Here is a 19,201-nt window from a genome sequence, read left to right on the forward strand (position 1 = left end):
AGATTAACCTTCAGGTTGCGATGGTTCCCCATCGAAGTTGCCGAAATGTGTTGGCGTAAATGGCGTAAGCCCAGACATGGATGTCTGGCTAGCTTTCGAGGGGAAGGGACGCCCCATCGGAAGCGTTAGTCATTTTGCCATAAACATGAGGACAACAACTTCGCAATGGGGCGTTGAGGGTTTGCAAAGGGGTACAAACGCTTTACCCCTTTGCTCGGGTGTGGGCGAAGCACCACGACTTTGGTTGGCCGTGAGGCCAAAAGGAATTGAATTGTCCGCTAATCAAATTGGCAGTTTGAAGGCCATAACTTCAATCCAATCTATTGCTTGCCGCAGGCTTTTGCACAAGCGCTTCTGTGGAACGCCGTAGACTCGTCCCTGAGGGCTTCACCAAAACGTCCCTGTTTTGGAAGTCCACAGCCGCGCTTGTACGGGTTAATCGTCTCTTCGATTTCACTTCATTCGAAATACCCAGATTAACCTTCAGGTTGCGATGGTTCCCCATCGAAGTTGCCGAAATGTGTTGGCGTAAATGGCGTAAGCCCAGACATGGATGTCTGGCTAGCTTTCGAGGGGAAGGGACGCCCCATCGGAAGCGTTAGTCATTTTGCCATAAACATGAGGACAACAACTTCGCAATGGGGCGTTGAGGGTTTGCAAAGGGGTACAAACGCTTTACCCCTTTGCTCGGGTGTGGGCGAAGCACCACGACTTAATCTGCCGTAAGACTGCACTAAACCATTTTTTTCTAAATTCCAAGCAATAAAAAGCCCCGCGATTGCGGGGCTTTAAAGTTATCTATTTAAGATAGCTTACTTGTAAGTTGCTTCACGCTTTTTAGCTTCAGCATCCCACTGAGGAACAAGAGTCTTCTTGAACTTCTCTTTGTCAGCTTTCATCTTCTTCATATCCATACCAAGCGCAGCTTGTGCTTTTGCTTTAGTAGAGATATCAGGGATAGCTACTGGCTGAGCAACACCTTTAGCAGCAAGTAGTTGAGCTAGTTGAACGCGAGCGTCAGCAGCTTTATCTACAGCAGTACCAAGGATACGTAGCGCTACATCAGCTGCGTGAGCTGCAACACCGTGAGAGGCAGTTGCATAATCCCAGCGCCATTGAGCGTGACGGATGTTAGTTAAGATAGGCTTCATTTCAGCTTCAGTCGCACCAGCTTTCCAAGCTGCACCAGCTTCGAAGTGAGCTTTAACTAATTGAGCTTCAGCTCTTAGTTTAAGATCAGTAACAGCAGCTAGCTTAGACTTAACTTCGTGCTCCATAGTCTCTTTGCTTTGCTCGTGACATGTGCCACAAGTTTCGTCAAAGCGATCGAATGGGTTGCCAACTTTATGGTCTGTATACTTACGACCTTTTTCGTTTTTAACTTTAGGCATGTGACAGTCAGTACAGCTTACGCCATTCTTACCGTGAGTACCGTCAATCCAAGTTTCATAGCCAGGGTGCTGTGCTTTCAACATTGGAGTCTTAGAAACTTTATGAGTCCAATCTTTGAAGTTTAGCGCATCGTAGTAAGCTTCCATCGCTTCTACGCCCATACCCATGTCCCAAGGGAACTTAACAAAACCTTTACGGTCTGCAGTTTTCTCGAAGTAGTACTCGACGTGACACTGAGCACAAACCATAGACTGCTTGTCTTTACGAGAAGCTTTGTCGAATGGCTTACCAATTGCTTCTAGACCACGAGCAACAAATGGCTTAGCAATACGTAGCTTAGACTTGCCTTTTTCGTGACAGTCAGCACAACCCAATGCGTTTACTACTTCAGCACCACCTTTAGACCACTTACCAGTGAAGTAACCTTTTTCGCCTTGCTCTTCGATTAAGCGAGGTACGTCAGGGCTCTTACAGCTCCAACATGCCATAGGCATAGGACCATTATCTGGACCAGTTGGTGCACCAGTACGTAAAGTGTTACGTAGGTCAGTTACTGTGTACATGTGACCACGAGCTTTGTTGTAGTCTTTTGCAAAACCATAACCAGCCCAAAGAATAACTAGATTTGGATCTTCTTCAAGAACATCAATAATCTCTTTGCTTTCGCTAGTCGCATGCCAGCTTGCATATTGGTTCTTGAATTTATCTTTATAAACTTCGTTACGAGGCTCAGTCTTATCACTAGCTACTGCGCTCGCAGCCATGAAGCTGGCGGCTACCAATGCACTCAGTGCAAAGGATTTACCTGTCATCTTCTTCACCATCTCATCTCCGTGTTACGTTATATTTAGTTTGATTAACCACGACATCTCCAATGTCAAAGTTAGTCCCATACTAACGTGAAAGGTATACCCCTTATGGGGTATCCTTGACGAAACTTGCGCTAGATCAATATGCAAACGTGTCATTGTTCACATTTTTATCCATTTGCTAATGTGCTCTACTACCATCTAAAGTAGAACACTCAATATAAATAGCACAAAAAACATCACATTGGCGGAAATTTGCGCATGAAAAGAGGCAGCCTTACCTCAAAAATTCTTGGATTGATGCTTATGCTCATCCTTCTCTCTAGTGGCCTTGCGATCTTTGCGATCATCAATCTTTCATATAGCTTAGGCGATGCACGTGGCATTAACGCATCCGGTTCTTTGCGCATGCAAAGTTACCGTCTGATGTTTTACGCAAACTCGGGAAGCAATGAAGCGGCAAATAAGATCGTTGAGTTTGAAAATACGCTTTACTCTGATGCACTTAAGCGCTCTCTCGATTGGTCAAGTCCCGATAAACTTGCCGATCAATATTTGCTCGTGGTCGATAAGTGGAAAATCATGAAAGGCTACATTGAGGACGAGAATTCCCGACGATATGCTGCCTCACTAAAAGACTTCGTCGATACCATCAACCTACTCGTATTAGAGATGGAGCATCACGCTGCATTTAAGCTCAGATTACTTGCAACCAGCCAAATTCTCGGGCTCGGTCTTATGTTGCTTATTGCCTTCTTTGCCGTTCGTTTTACTAAGCGAAAAGTGGTGCAACCTTTACAGCAATTAATGGAGTCTGCGAACACCATTTCGAAGGGAACGTTTGAAGTAGAAATGCCACAAACGGAGTATGTCGAACTTACAGCGTTAACAGATGCCCTAGAAAGCACGGCAAAAGAGTTATCTGCTTTGTATCAGGATCTTGAGCATCAAGTTGAAGAAAAAACACTGGCATTAACCAGCGCAAATAACGAGTTAACCTTTCTCTATGAGAACCTCATTAATTTGCATGCCAACCAGTTGGATTTTCGCACCCTGAAAAATGCACTCGACAAGCTGAAAAGTTATGAATCTTTATCCTACTTGCGACTGATTATTCAACAAAAAAATGAGCCTAAAGAGATTATCGAAGCCGATGGCGGCTGGCCAAATATTAAGCACCCCACAACACAATTTCCACTCACCTTTGGCGATGTCAATTACGGTTATATTGAGATAATTACTGACAAAAAAATTAACAAACCCCTGTTTGAAAACTTCAGCATTATGCTGGCGCGATCTTTACTGATCCATAGTGCGACAGAACAAAGGCAACAGTTAGCTTTAATGGAAGAGCGTGGCGTGATAGCCAGAGAGCTGCATGACTCACTGGGTCAACTGCTTGCCTTCCTTAAAATTCAAATCAGCCTTCTTAGTAAAGGGCTAAACAATGAGTGTCGTAACCCAATAGTAGATGAACAGCTCAACGAGATTAATGAAGGCGTCAATACTGCCTACGCGCAACTTCGTGAATTACTGTCCACATTCAGATTGACCATCAAAGAGCCCAACTTATTCAACGCGTTGAAAGCTATGGTTGACCAACTGAAGGGGCAAACAGAGATGCAAATTGAACTCAATTACCAGCTTTCACCGCAATTATTGGGCGCACATCAACATATTCATATTTTGCAGCTCACCAGAGAAGCTACACTAAATGCAATCAAACATGCCAATGCGAAGCAGATTGAGATAAAATGTTACAAAACTGCTGAAGGTCTCGTCCTCGTAAGTATCTGTGACGATGGTATTGGCGTTGATCATTTAAAAGAGAGAGATCAACATTTCGGTATTGGCATCATGCATGAACGTGCCAGCCGCCTCAATGGCGCGGTTGATTTTGTAAGCAATACCCATGGTGGAACTACGGTGACTTTAACCTTCCCACCACAACAAGAAGAACCCAAATAACTAAACACAATGTCATATAAAATTAAACTAAAACAAGTGAGTATACTCACAAAGCCAACTTGCTGCAGGAGACGTTAAAGATGGGTAAACCATACTCAGTACTTGTTGTTGATGATCATCCGCTGCTACGACGGGGGATTTGCCAGCTGGTATCTTCGGACTCAGACTTCACGCTATTTGGTGAAGCGGGAAGTGGACTCGATGCCTTAGCTGCGGTCGCAGAACAAGAGCCCGATATCATATTGCTTGATCTCAATATGAAGGGAATGACGGGGTTAGATACGCTCAATGGCTTACGCCAGGAAGGCGTCACATCACGTATCGTGATTCTAACCGTGTCAGATGCCAAACAAGATGTTATTCGCCTACTGCGTGCTGGAGCTGACGGATACCTCTTGAAAGATACTGAGCCAGATATCCTGCTCAATAAGCTAAAAGAAGCCATGTCAGGGCATCGTGTCATCAGCGGTGAAATCCAAGAGTATCTTTATGAAATGAAAGATGCTGCAGATGAAGATCAGTGGATTGACAGCCTCACTCCACGTGAACTGCAAATTATGGAGCATCTCGCTGAAGGCCTGAGTAATCGTGTGATTTCAGAAAAGCTCCATATCAGTGAAGGCACCGTAAAAGTTCATGTGAAGAACTTGCTCCGTAAAGCGAATGCGAAATCTCGTACCGAAATGGCCGTACGTTATCTGAACCGATAACCACGGCTTGCACATCGCTTATCGTGAGTCACTGTGTTCGTTATCCATTGCTCAGTGCTCACAGCAAAAAGCCGAAAAGAAATGATTGTTGAATCACTCTTTTCGGCTTTTTCTTTATTTAGTTTTATCCGCTGCGACACCTATATTAATCCCGCATGTCATCGGCGCGCCGTAGCAGTCACTCGGCTTATTGGAAACTTGTACAGCTAACTACTTTCATCTAGGAATTTGCGCCAGCTTTGTAATGCGACTTCGAAATCCTCTAGCCCGCAAAACGCCTCAGATTCTGCATCGTAAAAAGACATCGATTCATCAAGCTGTTGCGTCTCTTGCATTTCTAATGCGTTAGCAAACACTCGCGCTTGCTCAGAATCTAGCTCTAAAGTAAGGCCCTTGCCAACATAACGCCAACTTTTGAGGTGACTCTTTTGTAGTTGCACAATGGCCTGACTGATTTCTATATATCCAGCCCGATTGTCTGCTAGCTCCTCAGAAAACCACAACCCCAACACTTCATGATCCATACTAAAGCTGGCTTGAAATGTACCGGTAAGCGTATTGCGTCGAAACTCATACTCCATAGTGCGACCTTTACGTTTTTTCTTTTCATCTATTTTAAACTAAGCTGCACCACCTTGCTTAGTTAACATTGACTTATTAAGCCGCAGATATTCCATCTGCCACTTTAATTCTTACGAAATCAATGTGCTGCGGTAATGTTTGTGCCGCCAATATCGAAGCTCATTTAAAACCGACAGGCATTAAAAAAGGCGCCGCAGCGCCTTTCATCAGTTGAGCCGTAACTCAAAATTACTCACTCGCTGGGGCTTCGTTCTTTTCAGCCTTGACGATGGAGACCAACTCAACTTCAAACACAAGCGTAGAGTTCGCAGGAATTGACCCGGTATCGCGCTCTCCATATGCAAGTTCAGATGGGATCACAAACTTATAAGTTGAGCCCACGTTCATCAGCTGAACACCTTCAGTCCAGCCCGCAATGACGCGGTTTAATGGGAATTTAGCTGTTTCACCGCGATCACGTGAACTATCAAACTTCGTTCCATCAATTAAGGTGCCGGTATAATGAACTTCAACCGTATCTTCTGCAGCAGGCTTATCACCTTCACCGGCAGTAAGGACTTCATATTGAAGGCCAGAAGCTGTCGTGACGACGCCTTCTTTTGCTTTATTGGCGGCTAAGAAAGCTTTCCCTTCTTCAACCGTTTTAGACGCTAGTGCTTCCGCTTGTTCTGTGCGTTTCGCATTTAGTTTTTTGTCTAAGCCTTGCAAAATAGTTTGCATCTCTTCTTCGGTCAGCTTCATTTCATCATTTAAGCCATTGCTAAAGCCTGTGATGATTAAATCTCTATCTGCTTTAAGACCAAGCTCTTCTTGCTCTTTGATGTGACCAGCCATGTAACGACCAATAGATGCGCCAACACTGTATGCTTCTTTTTGAGCTTCAGTTTTAAGCTCTACAGCTGGCTTTGCTTCAGCAGCTTTTTGCTCTTGATTACAAGCAGACAAGCCAACTACAGCCAGTGCGACTAAAGACAATTTATAAATCGATTTCATTAATGCTTCCTCAGCGTCCCTTAGCGGTTACAATGATATAAACCACGCTACTTTATACTAGTTATCTTTGTTATTCCAATACCATTACCCTGACTTTTAAGGGTAAACTGTCCTTAGCTAGAGACAACGAATCTCGGAGCAAGTTCATGCTAATACGATTGATACTGATAATTTGCACGCTATTTATTGCCGGATGCCAACCCAAAGCCACCCAAGTAATCGAGCTGACCAAAGAGCCGAGCTACCACGCAAACCTTTCTGCACAAGGTGACTTAGCGCTATTAAGCACCTTTGAGCAAGGCGTCCAGGTCTGGGATCTCTCTAGTCACGCTCTCAAATACACATGGCACCATGGCGAGGATCAAAATACCGTCATAGACACGCGATTCTCTCCCAATAAAAAATACGCAGTCACTTTAAGTAAAACCTCTGTCGCTCTTTGGCAACTTGATGATGGGAGCTCTATCGGATGGTGGTCTTTGTCTGCACCGGGACAAACGGTCGCAGTTGCTGACAATGGCAGCTTATTGGTTGGGTTAACCAATGGTTCGGTCATGTCACTTGATACCCGTAACAATAAGCTCATTCAATTCTTAGGGCACACCGAAAAAGTTAACAGTGTTGCCCTCTCCGCCGATGGCAAAAAAGCATTAAGTGGTGGCAACGACATGCAAGCTATCCTTTGGCATGCGCAAACTGGCCAACCCATTCATACTTGGCAATTTCAATCCCGCGTCACCAAAGTTGCGCTCAACCAGTCTGGCACTTTAGGCTTTGCCGGTGATAGCACGAATGATGCCAGAATATGGAATAACATCACTGGCCAAGAGCTCTCAAAAATAAATATCAAACGCAGACAAATGAACTTTTCTGCCGCTCGATTTGTCAATGAAGACAAACACCTTTTAACCGGCACCCCCGCAAGGGAAGTCATACTCTGGCAAAGAGATACTGGTAAAAAAATAGCCAATTGGCAGGTACAATTGATGAAAAACACCCAAAATAGAGGTGTCGTTGTATACTCTGTAGCAACAGGGCAAGCAGGACAAATCATGAGCCTCAGCAGTAATGGGCTTGTCGAAGCTTGGCCACAAACAAAATAAAATTAAGGTACTCAGGTGAATATAGAGACGCGGGTCGAAGAGCTAGAAACAAAACTAGCATTTCAAGACATGACCATAGAAGAGCTGAATCAGGAAGTGGTTAAGCTCAATCAATTAGTTGGCGAGCAACAGCAAACCATGCAGCTTTTAATCGGAAAATTAAAAGACATGGAGCCAAGTAATATGGCCTCTCCCAGTGAAGAAACTCCGCCACCTCATTACTAAAGTAAAAAAGTTAGAAAGGAACAACATGTTAACCATTACTCAATTTGGCGACCCTCGTTTAAATCAGGCTTCTGAGCCGGTCACAGTCTTTGATGAAGAACTTGCCACATTTGCAAAACAACTCCAACAACGTATGGAGTTGGCAAAAGGCGTGGGTATCTCAGCCTCTCAGGTATCTCGGATGCAAGCCATGTTTATTGTGGCATCACACCCAAATGAGCGATATCCCCATGCGCCTGAAATGGAACCTCTCGTGGTGATTAACCCCAAAGTAGAAGCCGTCAGTGACAGCAAAGAGGTCGCAGAAGAAGGCTGTTTATCACTCACAAGGCGCCGCCTTAAAATAGAACGTCACAGCTGGATTGAAGCAAGCTTTCAAGATCTACAAGGCAACTGGCACCGCCAAAGGTTTGAAGGCTTTATCGCACGTATTTTCCAGCATGAGCTTGATCATATGAATGGCATCACTTTGTTTAAGCGCATCAAGCTGACAGAGGCCGAAAAAGGATAGTCGATGACTCTAACAGCGCTAAAACGCGGGCTAGCACTTATCGCAGTCTGCTTTTATCTCAGTGGTTGCGCCCATAACAGCGTATTTGTGAATTACCCCTCTCAAATTGCGCCAATAAAACAAGGGCTAAACAGCAATACACCATTGAAAGGCGCATCTCAGTTAGAGCCAGCGATTAGCGGGAATGACGGATTATTATATGCACAAGAGGCTGGACGCATAGCCCAAATTGCGGGTGATTTTGACGCAAGCAAACAATACTACCAACAGGCCATCACACGCTATTTAACATTTGATGATGAAGCGTTGATTAGTGCCTCTCAGCTTGGTAGTACGGCATCTAGTTTTTTATTCAATGATAACGTCATTCCATACCGTGGCCCCGGCTATGAACGCATTTTACTGCACCAATATCAGGCACTAAATTATCTATTTTCAGGCGATCCACAAGGCGCCTTAGTCGAAGTTCGTCGCAGCAATGAGTTGCAAAGCCTCGAACAAGAGAAATATCAAAAATCACTTAAATCAATACAATCGCTTGCTAATGGCAGCGTTGACTCAGAGGTGGCGCGACTTGAAGAAGCAAGTGGCAACCTTAGTAGTTCATTTCTAAACGCCTATAGCTACTACGTTACCGGTTTGCTCCATGAAATTCTTGGTGAACCCAATGATGCTTTCATTGACTATCGCAAAGCCGCGCAAATTGCACCGAGAAACCCTTTCGTTCAACAAGATATCGTTCGCCTTGCCAACCAATTAAAAATGCCTCAAGCGCAAGAGTTTGAACAAAGATTTGGTCAACCGGTATTTGCTGGGAAGCACCAAGGACAGGTGGTCATCATCATCGAAAAGGCCTTTGTACCGATAAAGCAAAGCTTTACCGTGCCATTTACCATTGACGGCAATATTCAAACGGCCGCTTTAGCAACCTACCCCTCACGCATGCCCGCCCAAAGCAATGTCACGATCAACGGTCTGTCCAACCCCATGACTGCAGCAACAATCGCGAACATCGATGCGCTCGCAATCACGGCGCTCAAAGAAGACTTACCTGCGGCACTCGCTCGGCAAGCTGCTCGAGTTTATGCTAAATCAGAAATCGCCAGCAGTATAACCAGCAATAGCAAGAGAGGTCGCAATGAATTGGATATAGGCTCCATTGCCATTCAGCTATTTAATGTTGTTTCAGAACAAGCTGATCGACGTAGTTGGTTAACACTGCCACGACAAGCGCAAATCGCACGGCAATATGCAGATAGCGGTGAATACACCTTAAACCTAGACAACACGAATAGCACACAGATCACCGTTGAACCGGGTAGAACCACCCTCATATGGGCAATTGATACTGGCAATTACCTACGATTTTATTCAATACTAATTTAACGACACAAAATGGAACTGACTATGAAGCACTTAAAATTGATATTTGTACTGGCGGTGGCCATTGGAATGGCAGGTTGTCAATCAAAGGTAGAGTATGGCGATGCCACAGAAGTTGAAACTGTAAATGAGAATTTCGGTTCAACGGATCTGCAAGCTATAGCCGCCAAAATGGTAGACAGCATGATGACATTCCCCCCAGTGGTTGTTATCACTCAGTCTCAACGCCCTATTGTATTTGTCGATCGAATTAAAAATAAAACTTCTGAACATATCGATACTGAATCCGTTACCGATACCATCAGCAATAAATTGCTGCGCTCAGGTAAATTTAGATTTATTGATATGACCAAAGTCGACTCTGTGCGTAAACAGTTGGATTACCAAAACAACTCTGGATTAGTTGACCCATCTACAGCAATTAATTTTGGCCGCCAAATCGGGGCACAGTATATGTTGTATGGCAACCTCTCTAGCATCGTAAAGCAAGCGGGGAGCACCAAAGACGTCTATTACAAGATGACCATGCGCTTAATGGATCTTGAAACCGGTCTAATCGAATGGTCGGACGAAAAAGAAATCCGCAAAACCAAGTCAAAATCCTTGTTTGGCAAGTAAGCAGCAAACAAGCTAAATCAAAGCCAGCGTTCGCTGGCTTTTTTATTGCCCCTCCTAGCAACATGAGCTAGGGTACGTGACAGACTATTACTGCTACATTGTGAAAGGGTTGCTTCGTGGGTTGGTTTCGCTCAATTATTATTACTTTTATCTGTCTATATCTTGCAGCATGTACCAGTACCACAACGCCATTTTCAAGAGATGACTCTCAATATATCACCCAACAACAAGCCCACCATCGCGCGAGCAGAGTCTCTAACGTTCAATATTTTATTCAATTGACAGCCGATGGCTCTGAGCACTTTAGAAGCAAAAACAAAATAGAGTTTGATTTAGCAGATACGCAGTCACCTTTAAGTATCGATATCCATCAAGCACAAATTGATAGCCTAAAAATTAATGGTCATTGGCTATACCCAAAATACAATGGTAGCTATCTTAAAATTAATCCCAAAATGTTAGTGACCGGCCACAATACGATTGAAGTTAGCTTTACCCGAGAGCACAGTACAAACGGCGAAGGTTGGCACCGATTTAAAGATCCAATCGATCAGCAAGTCTATCTATACTCGCATTTCGAGCCCGCCGCCGCACAACAAGTCTTCGCACTCTTTGATCAACCAGATATCAAAGCAAAGTTTCAGTTATCGGTGACGGTACCAAAAACTTGGCAAGTGGTCAGCGCCACCCGCGAAATCAGTATTACGCCATCGGTGAATAACCCCCAGATGAATACTTGGCAATTCCCTGCCACAAAGACACTCAGCCCCTATAATTTTTCAGTCCATGCCGGCCCCTATCAAGTTTGGCAAGATGGAAGCGGCAAATATCCACTTCGACTATTTGCACGTCAATCGGTTGCAAAACAGGTTACCCCTGAAACTTGGTTTAGCTATACCCAGCGTGGACTGACATTTTTCGAAGACTATTTTGGCATCGACTACCCCTTCCAAAAATACGACCAACTGCTTGTCCCTGAGTTTTTATATGGCGCCATGGAAAACGCCGCAGCCATCACCTTTTCTGAGCAACGCTTCTTGCCCCACGGTCCAGCAACTCAAGAACAGTTACAACGAACAGCCAGTGTCATCATGCATGAAATGGCACATCAATGGTTTGGTAACTTGGTCACCATGAAGTGGTGGAATGGCTTATGGCTGAATGAAAGCTTTGCTTCATTTATGGGCATCCTAGCCACTGCAGAAGCAACAGAGTTTACCCATGCATGGCGAACCTTTTACAGTAAGGGCAAGCGCAAAGCCTACTTGCTCGACAGTCGAGTAACGACTCACCCGATTGAAACGCCAGTCCCTAGTACCAAGAATGCTTTTGACAATATTGACGCCATCACATACGCCAAGGGCTCGGCTGTTCTTGCACAACTGAATCACTTCATCGGTACTGAAGTCTTCCGCCAAGGCGTACACAACTACCTCAAAAAATTCAGCTATCAAAATGCTGAATTGAATGACTTCATCAACAGCTTAGGTGAGGCAGCAAAACGAGACTTATCAGGCTGGAGCCAAGATTGGTTGTATCAAGCAGGCGTCAATACAGTATCGGTTGAATGGCAATGCCGCAATCAACAAATTGCAGCACTAAAATTAGTGCAAACCGCACCAGATCAAATCATGCCCCTCCGAGAGCAAAGTATTCAACTCGCACTTTTTAAAGAAGGGCGACGAGAGATGCATCTGAGCAACCTAGTGGCTGTCTCCTATGCAGATGAAGTCACTGAAGTGCCCTCGCTTATCGGTACACCATGTCCAGACTTAATCTATCCAAACTATCAGGATTGGGGCTATTTAAAAGTTGCTTTGGATAAAAAAAGCTTCACTACAGCCCAGAGGAATTTAAGTAAGTTCAAAGACCCCCTCCTGCGCTCAATGCTTTGGCTTAGCCTGTGGGACAGTGTTGAAGCGGGGGAGCTGACTTTACAACAATACCTTGGCAGCATATTTGTGAATGCGCCCCAAGAGACCGATGCCACAATCCTAAAGCAAATTACCCAAAGAATGCTCAATGCTAAAGATTTATTGGCTTATATGCAGCCTAGCCAGCGCAATTACGCCAACAAAGCCGTGAAAGGGATGCAACAAATGAGCCTCCGCAAAGTGATGGAATCCTGGCAATCCCCCCCTATACAACGGCTATGGTTTGAAACTTATATTGCATTGGCGAGCAATATGGATAGCTTGCACCATTTAAAGCAGTTACTCGTTGGCGAGCTTCAAATTGCAGGGCTCTCCATCGATCAGTCACTGCGCTGGAAAATCATTAAACAATTAAATCGATACGCGACCCTAAGTAGCCGCCAGCTGCTGCGACAAGAAAAAGAACGCGATCCGTCAAACCAAGGGCGACAGCAAGCAATAGCTGCAGATGTGTTACGTCCCGAAGCCAAAAACAAACGCGACTGGTTTAATCGCGTTCAACAAAATAGTCTCCCTTTTGCCGATGCTCGAATTGTGATGGCACACCTATATCCCGCAGAGCAGCGATTGCTGAGCAAAGCAACAACCGAACAACGGTTGAATGACTGGCTACAACTCGATGCAACTAACGGCCCCGTTTTTATGCGTGCCTATAGCCAACATCTTGTACCTAAACATTGTAATCACGCCAATATACAAGCAATAAATCAACAACTTGAAAAGCAAACACCGCAACAAGCTTTGTCTGTTTTAAGTCATAGAGCTTTACTAGAAGCCAAGCAAGACGATGAAATATGTGTCAGCATCAAACAAAATATGCATTTCACTAAATAGTGGTGAAAATAATAAAATGCAGCCCTGTTACCAGTGCTTAACATATTGATTTATTAAGAATTTATAGATTGGCCTACTAATTGCTATTATTTGTAAAATTGAATAGGTTAAAAACAAACGAACTCGTACAGCAAAGGCACGATTTGGCTTAGCGTCATAACCAGCCACATTGCTAGAGAACTAAAACAAGGAACATAAACTATGGGACCATTTGAAGTAGCCGTCGTCGCAATTATTGCAGGTGTCGCACTTTCTGCATTCAAACATCATAAAGAAAACAGAGAGAGCGTACAAAGTGAAGAAGTCACGCAGCTAAAAGCTGAACTGACCAAGCTGCAGCAACGGGTTGAGACACTAGAAACCATCGTTACCGACAAAAGCTATCAGCTCGGGGACGAAATTAATCGGTTATAAATGGCTCTCCATACAAAAAAGGTATCGCATCGCGATACCTTTTTATTGCTTGCCATCAGCAAGGCCGATGACAATGAAGTACAGAGCTACTTGAACAGGTGAGTAATGTTTTTCAAATCACTCTTGCCTTGTTCAAGCTCTTCAATGGTCAGCCCAGAAACCTCATGAGGGAAAACCAGCCATTCTTCAGATTCGTGAATAAAATAGTCTGGCTTTAAGTCGACAGCTTTGTTCTTTGGTTTGTAGTACGGACAAGCAATACGAACATCTTTTGGCATATTCAAGCGCATTAATTCGGTGAGCTTGGTTTTCAGCGCATCAATGCTACGGCCTGAATCAAACACATCATCAACAATCAATAGACCATCGTCGGCATTGGCATTTTCAATAATGTAGTGCAAACCATGAACTTTAATTTTTTTACTTTGCTGATTAATCCCGTAATAAGAAGACGTGCGCACAGCAATGTGGTCGGTTTCAACTTCTTTAAAGTCAAAATACTCCTGTACTGCAATACCAATTGGTGCCCCACCGCGCCAGATGCCCACAATAAACTGCGGACGAAAACCACTGTCGTATACTTGGGCTGCTAAGCGAAAAGAATCTTCGAGCAGCTCTTGGGCGGTAATAAAGTGTTTTTCTGACATCGCAATGTCCCCATTTATAATCATGATTGCAAAAAGGTAAAGCCCCACACTGGCAACCCCAGCAGAGCAAAAATATCAATCGCGGCTACAAAGTCGGTTGACTCCGGCCCAGCAGACGATAGCACCCGAGAATGCCCCGCTAATTTGGGCGCGTATATTACACTAAATGCTGATATTGTGCTGCTAGATTACTCAGCTTAAAGCAAAACTGTGACTCAACCGCCTTCTCTTTTAGTCTAACGTCGCGACCCGCAAGCCCCTATCCCACAGGGTAAAAACAGTCATGAGCACCATTGATACAAACTTAACAATTGATTTATGGCTGATTATTACACTAATCTAAACGTGTGTTTTATTTTTAAATCTGACACATTGTGACTTTGGCAAGCGCCACTCCGACAACCCAAAGGTGAATATCATGCAATACGACGCCCTGTCTCATCTCGATAATCACGGCTACCACTCATTAGTTGATATTATTGAGAAAACTGCTGAAAAGTATGCTGATAAAACTGCTTATGCGTGCCTTGGTAAGCATTTGACTTTTGCCGAAGTCGAAACGATGTCACGCAACTTCGCTGCCTATTTGCAGCAAGAAACCTCTTTAAATACTGGCGATCGTATTGCAATAATTTTGCCCAACATTAGCCAATTTATCATTGCTGCTTATGGTGCATTGCGTGCGGGGATGGTGCTGGTTAACACCAACCCGATGTATACTGAGCGAGAATTTACTCACCAGCTCAATGACTCTGGCGCAAAAGCAGCCGTTGTCCTGTCAGATCTACTACCCAGCATGGCAAATTACATCCAACAAACTGGGGTCCAAACGATTATTTCAACCCATGCACTCGACTTACATGCGCCCCAGTGCCATCCAAGTACAGCGATTTCACATATTGAGTTTAACCATGTCATCGCCGTAGGAGCTCAACATACATTTCAACGTGTAATCCCTAAAATTGATGACTTAGCTTTGCTGCAATATACAGGCGGCACTACCGGACTCAGTAAAGGGGCAATGCTGACCCATGGCAACTTAATCGCCAATACCTTACAAACCAAGTCTCGTCTAGCGCATACTATCACCGAAGGGCAGGACATCTTTGTTGCCCCGTTACCCATCTATCATATATACGCGTTTATGGTAAATTTGGTGCTGTATTTTGAGGTCGGCGCTTGTTCTGTACTGATTCCAAACCCAAGAGATATCGACGCGCTTATTAAAACACTCTCTCAATACCCCTTTACAGGATTTGCAGGGCTTAACACACTCTTTGTTGGCTTGTGTCATCAGCCCGACTTTAAAGCATTGGACTTTAGTCATTTAAAACTCACCATCTCTGGTGGCACCGCACTCACAAAAGCCGCCGCTGAACTTTGGCGGGCGACAACGGGTTGCACGATTTCAGAAGGGTACGGTCTATCAGAAACATCACCGGTGGTGGCGCTGAACGCGCCTCAATTGGAGCAGCTTGGCACCATTGGTAAACCTGTGATTGCAACAGATGTTCAAATTGTCGATATGAATGACACCCCGGTTCCGCAGGGAATTACTGGCGAACTCACCGTCAAAGGCCCCCAAGCCATGCAAGGCTACTGGAATAAACCCGAAGAGACACGCCTTGCATTTACTGAATCCGGATATTTCAAAACCGGTGACATAGCCATCGAACTTGAACACGGTTTCTTGCAAATCGTTGATCGGAAAAAAGACATGATTTTAGTGTCTGGCTTTAACGTTTACCCCAACGAGATTGAAAATGTGCTCACCGGTCACACCAGCGTTTTAGAATGTGCCGTTATCGGCGTACCCGATGAACATACCGGTGAAGCAGTCAAAGCAGTGATTGTGCTCCGGGATTCAGCCCAAGATAAAGCGCTAGCTATAGAGTCTATTGAAGACTATTGCCGTCAACAACTGACCGCCTATAAACTCCCAAAAATAATTGAGTTTGTGGATCAATTGCCCAAGTCAACCGTTGGTAAGATTCTGAGGCGGCAACTTAGAGATAGCTAATTTAGGCTGTATTCGCAGTTTGAATGGCGTTTCAATGTTGAACTCGATAAAATGACTATAACCCGAGCAATGACAACTACGCGCCTCAAAGCAGCGCCAACATTGCTGGCTATCGACTTAAATAGGCAGTATTTAATGACCCCTCATGGCATCCAAAAGCTTATCGTTTTGGCCTTCAGCGTACTTTCCGCCGTTAGTTTTTCTTTGTTTGCCGAACCAAAGCCCATTCTAAAATATAATCTAAATGGATCGAGCACTTGGGTGCCCTACTATATAAAAAATGGGGGCGATAAACCTGGGATTCTGCGAGAATTTATCCCTCGCATGCTGGATAAAGCAGGTATTGAAGGGCAAGTACTGGAATTCCCACCAAGGCGAACAAACCAAGCGCTCCAACGCCGTCAGCTCGATTTCGATATTGTCAGCCCAAGTTGGTTTGAGAATGATCAAATCAGTGATGATTTTGTTGCTTCAATTCCATTTCTACCCATTAAAGAATATGTCGTCACGTTAGCAGGGAAGTCATCCGCGTGGGCGCAAACTCATCAATTGCACGGCAAGCGGATCGGGACTGTCATGGGTTATATTTATCCCAATACCCATACCTTTACTCGTGTTGATTTTGGTAGTGAACGGGAACTAGTACGAGCCCTCGATAAGAAGCGAGTTGATGCCGCCATTATTGGGGATTTACCTGCGCTCTACTGGGCAAAACAGTTTGATATTTCTATCGCTTTAGCATCAATTCATAGTGATGGTGAATTGGTCATTCGCCTGCATAAAAGCCAGCAAGCCTTATTGCCCCAAATTAACCAATCTTTGCAGTATTTTATTGAATCCGGTGAAATAGATGCCATCGTCGCTCAATATGCTGACTATCATCCAGCGCAATCCCCTCATGAAACCATCAAACCCTAAATTTATGTGCTGACCAAAAGCCTATTTCTCTGGACTTAGGCTTCTTCTGAGAGTAGTTGTAGCTCGGCAAATTCTCGGTAAAGCGGATTACTTTTCATTAATTCATGATGACGACCACTGGCAATAAGTCGACCTTTATCAAGAACCACAATGCGATCCGCGTTCATGACGGTTGCCAATCGATGGGCAATAATCAAGGTTGTTTTACCTTGCATCAAAGTATCCAGGGCTTGCTTCACCTTATGCTCACTTACAGCGTCTAGCGCACTGGTGGCCTCATCCAGTAAGAGGATCGGCCGCTGAGCGAGAATTGCTCGGGCTATAGCGATACGCTGCTTTTGCCCTCCAGATAAGCGCACGCCTCGCTCCCCCAAATAAGTTTGATATTGTTGTGGAAACTCTTGAATGAAATCATCCGCTCTTGCAGCAATACAGGCTTGACGAACTTCCTCTTCTGAGGCATCTAAGCGCCCATAGCGCACATTCTCAAGTACGCTGGTCGCGAAGATGACCGACTCCTGTGGTACCAGTGCAAATTGCTGACGAAGGGTATCCGTACGCAACTGACTAATCTCAATGCCATCGAGCCAAATGGAGCCTGAACGAGGCAAATAAAACCGTTGCAATAACTGAAATAAAGTACTCTTTCCGGCGCCACTTGGGCCTACCAGCGCCACCCGTTCACCGGGTTGAATATGCAAGCTCAGCTGCTTGAGCACATCGGTATCGTACTTCTCGTTGGCTGACATTGCTGTTACGTCATGTGGTTCAGTCGCATCATACGCAAAACACATCTCTTGTAACTGCAGCTCCCCACGTACGGTTTCAGGCAGACTTTGTGGTGAATCAGGTTCAGGGATATCAATCGGTGTCATCGACAATTCAATTAACCGCTCTGTTGCCCCCGCCGCTCGCTGAATATCACCAATAACCTCGCTGATTGTAGCCACCGCCGCAGCCACCATCACGGCATAAAACATAAAAGCAGATAACTCACCACTGGAGATAGCCCCCGTCATCACATCTTGAGCGCCAATCCAAGTCACCAAAGCAATCGCTGCAATACTGAGAAACATCACCGAGGAGATAAGAATCGAGCGAAACAAAATTCGATTGGATGCAGCATCCATAATGGCTTCAATTCGCTCAGCAAATAAACTGCGATCGCGAGATTCATGGGTGTAAGCCTGCACGGTATGAATCTCATGTAAAGACTCATCAACATATGCCCCAAGATCAGCCACTCTATCTTGGCTTTCTCTGGATAAATCTCGAACTTTACGACCAAAAAACATCACCGGTCCTAGCACCATCGGGACAGCGAGCATCACCAACCCTGTCAGCTTGAAGCTGGTGATGGCCATCATCACGATGCCACCAGCAACAGTGACCGACGAACGTAAGGCCATCGACAGGCTTGAGCCAACCACACTTTGCAATAAGGTGGTGTCGGCCGTAAATCTCGAGATAACCTCTCCAGTTCTCGTCTTTTCATAGAAAGCTGGAGACAAATTGAGCAGATGATTGTAAACGCGCAGCCGTATGTCATTGCTGACACGTTCCCCTAACCAAGTCATTAAATAGAAGCGACAAAAAACAGCGGCACCGCTAATTGCCGTAATCAATAATATCAGCAAGATAATCTCATTTAACCGCTGGGAATTGTGCTCTACAAAGCCTTCATCAACCAGCAACCGCACCCCTTGACCAAGTGATAACCAAGCCAAAGAGCCGACAAACAAGAAAATAACCGCTGCGACGACTTTGCCACGGTGCGGCTTTAGGAATTGCCCAATCCATGGCAATACGCGCATACTTTTAGCAGGCCGAATAGAAGCAGAGTTTGGAGAAAAGCTCACAGATGAGTCCGGCACGGGATAATCTCTTTAACAATAGAATGCAGATCATCATCCCCTCTCGCGGAATACGAATCAAGCAATTAAGTGCAACAGAAAATATGCTAAGCTGACGACCCTTAGACGCTTCAATGGCTGGCATGCTTGTAGTTTCAGGCCAAGTGTTCATTGCTGCGCAATCACACGAAGTCGTTGGCCAATATTGTTTTCGAAACTGCGTCTATAGAAACAAAGATCAGCGAAAAACTGCGCGCCACAGTCCATTACACAAAATAAGAACACAG

Annotated in this window: 16 protein-coding genes; 11 read left to right on the top strand and 5 right to left on the bottom strand. The window is 44.8% G+C overall.

Annotated elements, in window-relative coordinates; translation table 11 throughout:
- Positions 1-812 precede the first annotated feature (812 nt).
- Positions 813-2,216: an ammonia-forming nitrite reductase cytochrome c552 subunit gene (gene nrfA, locus IEY18_RS06965; RefSeq protein WP_188919225.1), complete on the bottom strand. Its 1,404-nt coding sequence runs from the start codon at positions 2,214-2,216 to the stop codon at positions 813-815.
- Positions 2,217-2,462: 246 nt separating this feature from the next.
- Between nrfA and narQ the strand changes: the two genes are divergently transcribed.
- The gene (gene narQ, locus IEY18_RS06970) at positions 2,463-4,169 is read left to right on the top strand and encodes a nitrate/nitrite two-component system sensor histidine kinase NarQ (RefSeq protein ID WP_188919227.1); all 1,707 of its coding nucleotides are present in this window, start codon (positions 2,463-2,465) and stop codon (positions 4,167-4,169) included.
- An 80-nt stretch (positions 4,170-4,249) separates the two neighbouring features.
- On the top strand, positions 4,250-4,879 hold the full coding sequence (locus IEY18_RS06975; RefSeq protein ID WP_188919229.1) for a response regulator: 630 nt from the start codon (positions 4,250-4,252) through the stop codon (positions 4,877-4,879).
- Positions 4,880-5,085: 206 nt separating this feature from the next.
- Here the strand turns inward: IEY18_RS06975 and IEY18_RS06980 are convergent, their stop codons facing one another.
- Together IEY18_RS06980 and fkpA are read right to left on the bottom strand one after the other, a co-directional pair.
- Positions 5,086-5,460 (bottom strand): YacL family protein, encoded by a 375-nt coding sequence (locus IEY18_RS06980; protein WP_188919231.1) that lies wholly within the window; start codon positions 5,458-5,460, stop codon positions 5,086-5,088.
- A gap of 229 nt (positions 5,461-5,689) precedes the next feature.
- On the bottom strand, positions 5,690-6,454 hold the full coding sequence (gene fkpA, locus IEY18_RS06985; protein WP_188919233.1) for an FKBP-type peptidyl-prolyl cis-trans isomerase: 765 nt from the start codon (positions 6,452-6,454) through the stop codon (positions 5,690-5,692).
- 146 nt (positions 6,455-6,600) lie between these two features.
- Between fkpA and IEY18_RS06990 the strand changes: the two genes are divergently transcribed.
- The 7 genes from IEY18_RS06990 to IEY18_RS07020 all read left to right on the top strand — a co-directional run bounded on the left by IEY18_RS06990 (position 6,601) and on the right by IEY18_RS07020 (position 13,476).
- On the top strand, positions 6,601-7,557 hold the full coding sequence (locus IEY18_RS06990) for a WD40 repeat domain-containing protein (protein WP_188919235.1): 957 nt from the start codon (positions 6,601-6,603) through the stop codon (positions 7,555-7,557).
- A gap of 15 nt (positions 7,558-7,572) precedes the next feature.
- Positions 7,573-7,782, top strand: coding sequence for a SlyX family protein (locus IEY18_RS06995; RefSeq protein WP_268244247.1), 210 nt, complete (start codon positions 7,573-7,575; stop codon positions 7,780-7,782).
- A gap of 25 nt (positions 7,783-7,807) precedes the next feature.
- Positions 7,808-8,293, top strand: coding sequence for a peptide deformylase (def, locus tag IEY18_RS07000; RefSeq protein WP_188919237.1), 486 nt, complete (start codon positions 7,808-7,810; stop codon positions 8,291-8,293).
- Positions 8,294-8,296: 3 nt separating this feature from the next.
- Positions 8,297-9,679, top strand: a complete 1,383-nt coding sequence (locus IEY18_RS07005) for a COG3014 family protein (protein ID WP_188919239.1) — start codon at positions 8,297-8,299, stop codon at positions 9,677-9,679.
- A 21-nt stretch (positions 9,680-9,700) separates the two neighbouring features.
- Positions 9,701-10,294 carry a penicillin-binding protein activator LpoB gene (gene lpoB, locus IEY18_RS07010; RefSeq protein WP_188919241.1) on the top strand — a complete coding sequence of 198 codons (594 nt, stop codon included), beginning with the start codon at positions 9,701-9,703 and terminating at the stop codon, positions 10,292-10,294.
- Between the two features lie 116 nt (positions 10,295-10,410).
- Positions 10,411-13,062 (top strand): aminopeptidase N, encoded by a 2,652-nt coding sequence (gene pepN, locus IEY18_RS07015; protein ID WP_188919244.1) that lies wholly within the window; start codon positions 10,411-10,413, stop codon positions 13,060-13,062.
- A gap of 201 nt (positions 13,063-13,263) precedes the next feature.
- Complete coding sequence (locus IEY18_RS07020; RefSeq protein ID WP_188919246.1) at positions 13,264-13,476, top strand: hypothetical protein; 213 nt, start codon at positions 13,264-13,266, stop codon at positions 13,474-13,476.
- Positions 13,477-13,562: 86 nt separating this feature from the next.
- Here IEY18_RS07020 and IEY18_RS07025 read toward each other — a convergent pair whose 3' ends face one another.
- Positions 13,563-14,123, bottom strand: coding sequence for a phosphoribosyltransferase (locus IEY18_RS07025; protein ID WP_188919248.1), 561 nt, complete (start codon positions 14,121-14,123; stop codon positions 13,563-13,565).
- A 418-nt stretch (positions 14,124-14,541) separates the two neighbouring features.
- On the opposite strand from IEY18_RS07025, the gene IEY18_RS07030 reads away from it, so the two are divergent.
- The gene (locus IEY18_RS07030; RefSeq protein WP_188919250.1) at positions 14,542-16,143 is read left to right on the top strand and encodes an AMP-binding protein; all 1,602 of its coding nucleotides are present in this window, start codon (positions 14,542-14,544) and stop codon (positions 16,141-16,143) included.
- A 51-nt stretch (positions 16,144-16,194) separates the two neighbouring features.
- A complete protein-coding gene (locus IEY18_RS07035; protein WP_229779769.1) occupies positions 16,195-17,061 on the top strand; it encodes a substrate-binding periplasmic protein in 867 nt (288 codons plus the stop codon).
- Between the two features lie 35 nt (positions 17,062-17,096).
- On the opposite strand, the gene IEY18_RS07040 is transcribed toward IEY18_RS07035, so the two are convergent.
- Positions 17,097-18,875 (bottom strand): ABC transporter transmembrane domain-containing protein, encoded by a 1,779-nt coding sequence (locus IEY18_RS07040; protein WP_188919995.1) that lies wholly within the window; start codon positions 18,873-18,875, stop codon positions 17,097-17,099.
- Positions 18,876-19,201: the final 326 nt, after the last annotated feature.

This window comes from Shewanella gelidii (assembly GCF_014647855.1).
GTDB lineage: Bacteria > Pseudomonadota > Gammaproteobacteria > Enterobacterales > Shewanellaceae > Shewanella > Shewanella gelidii.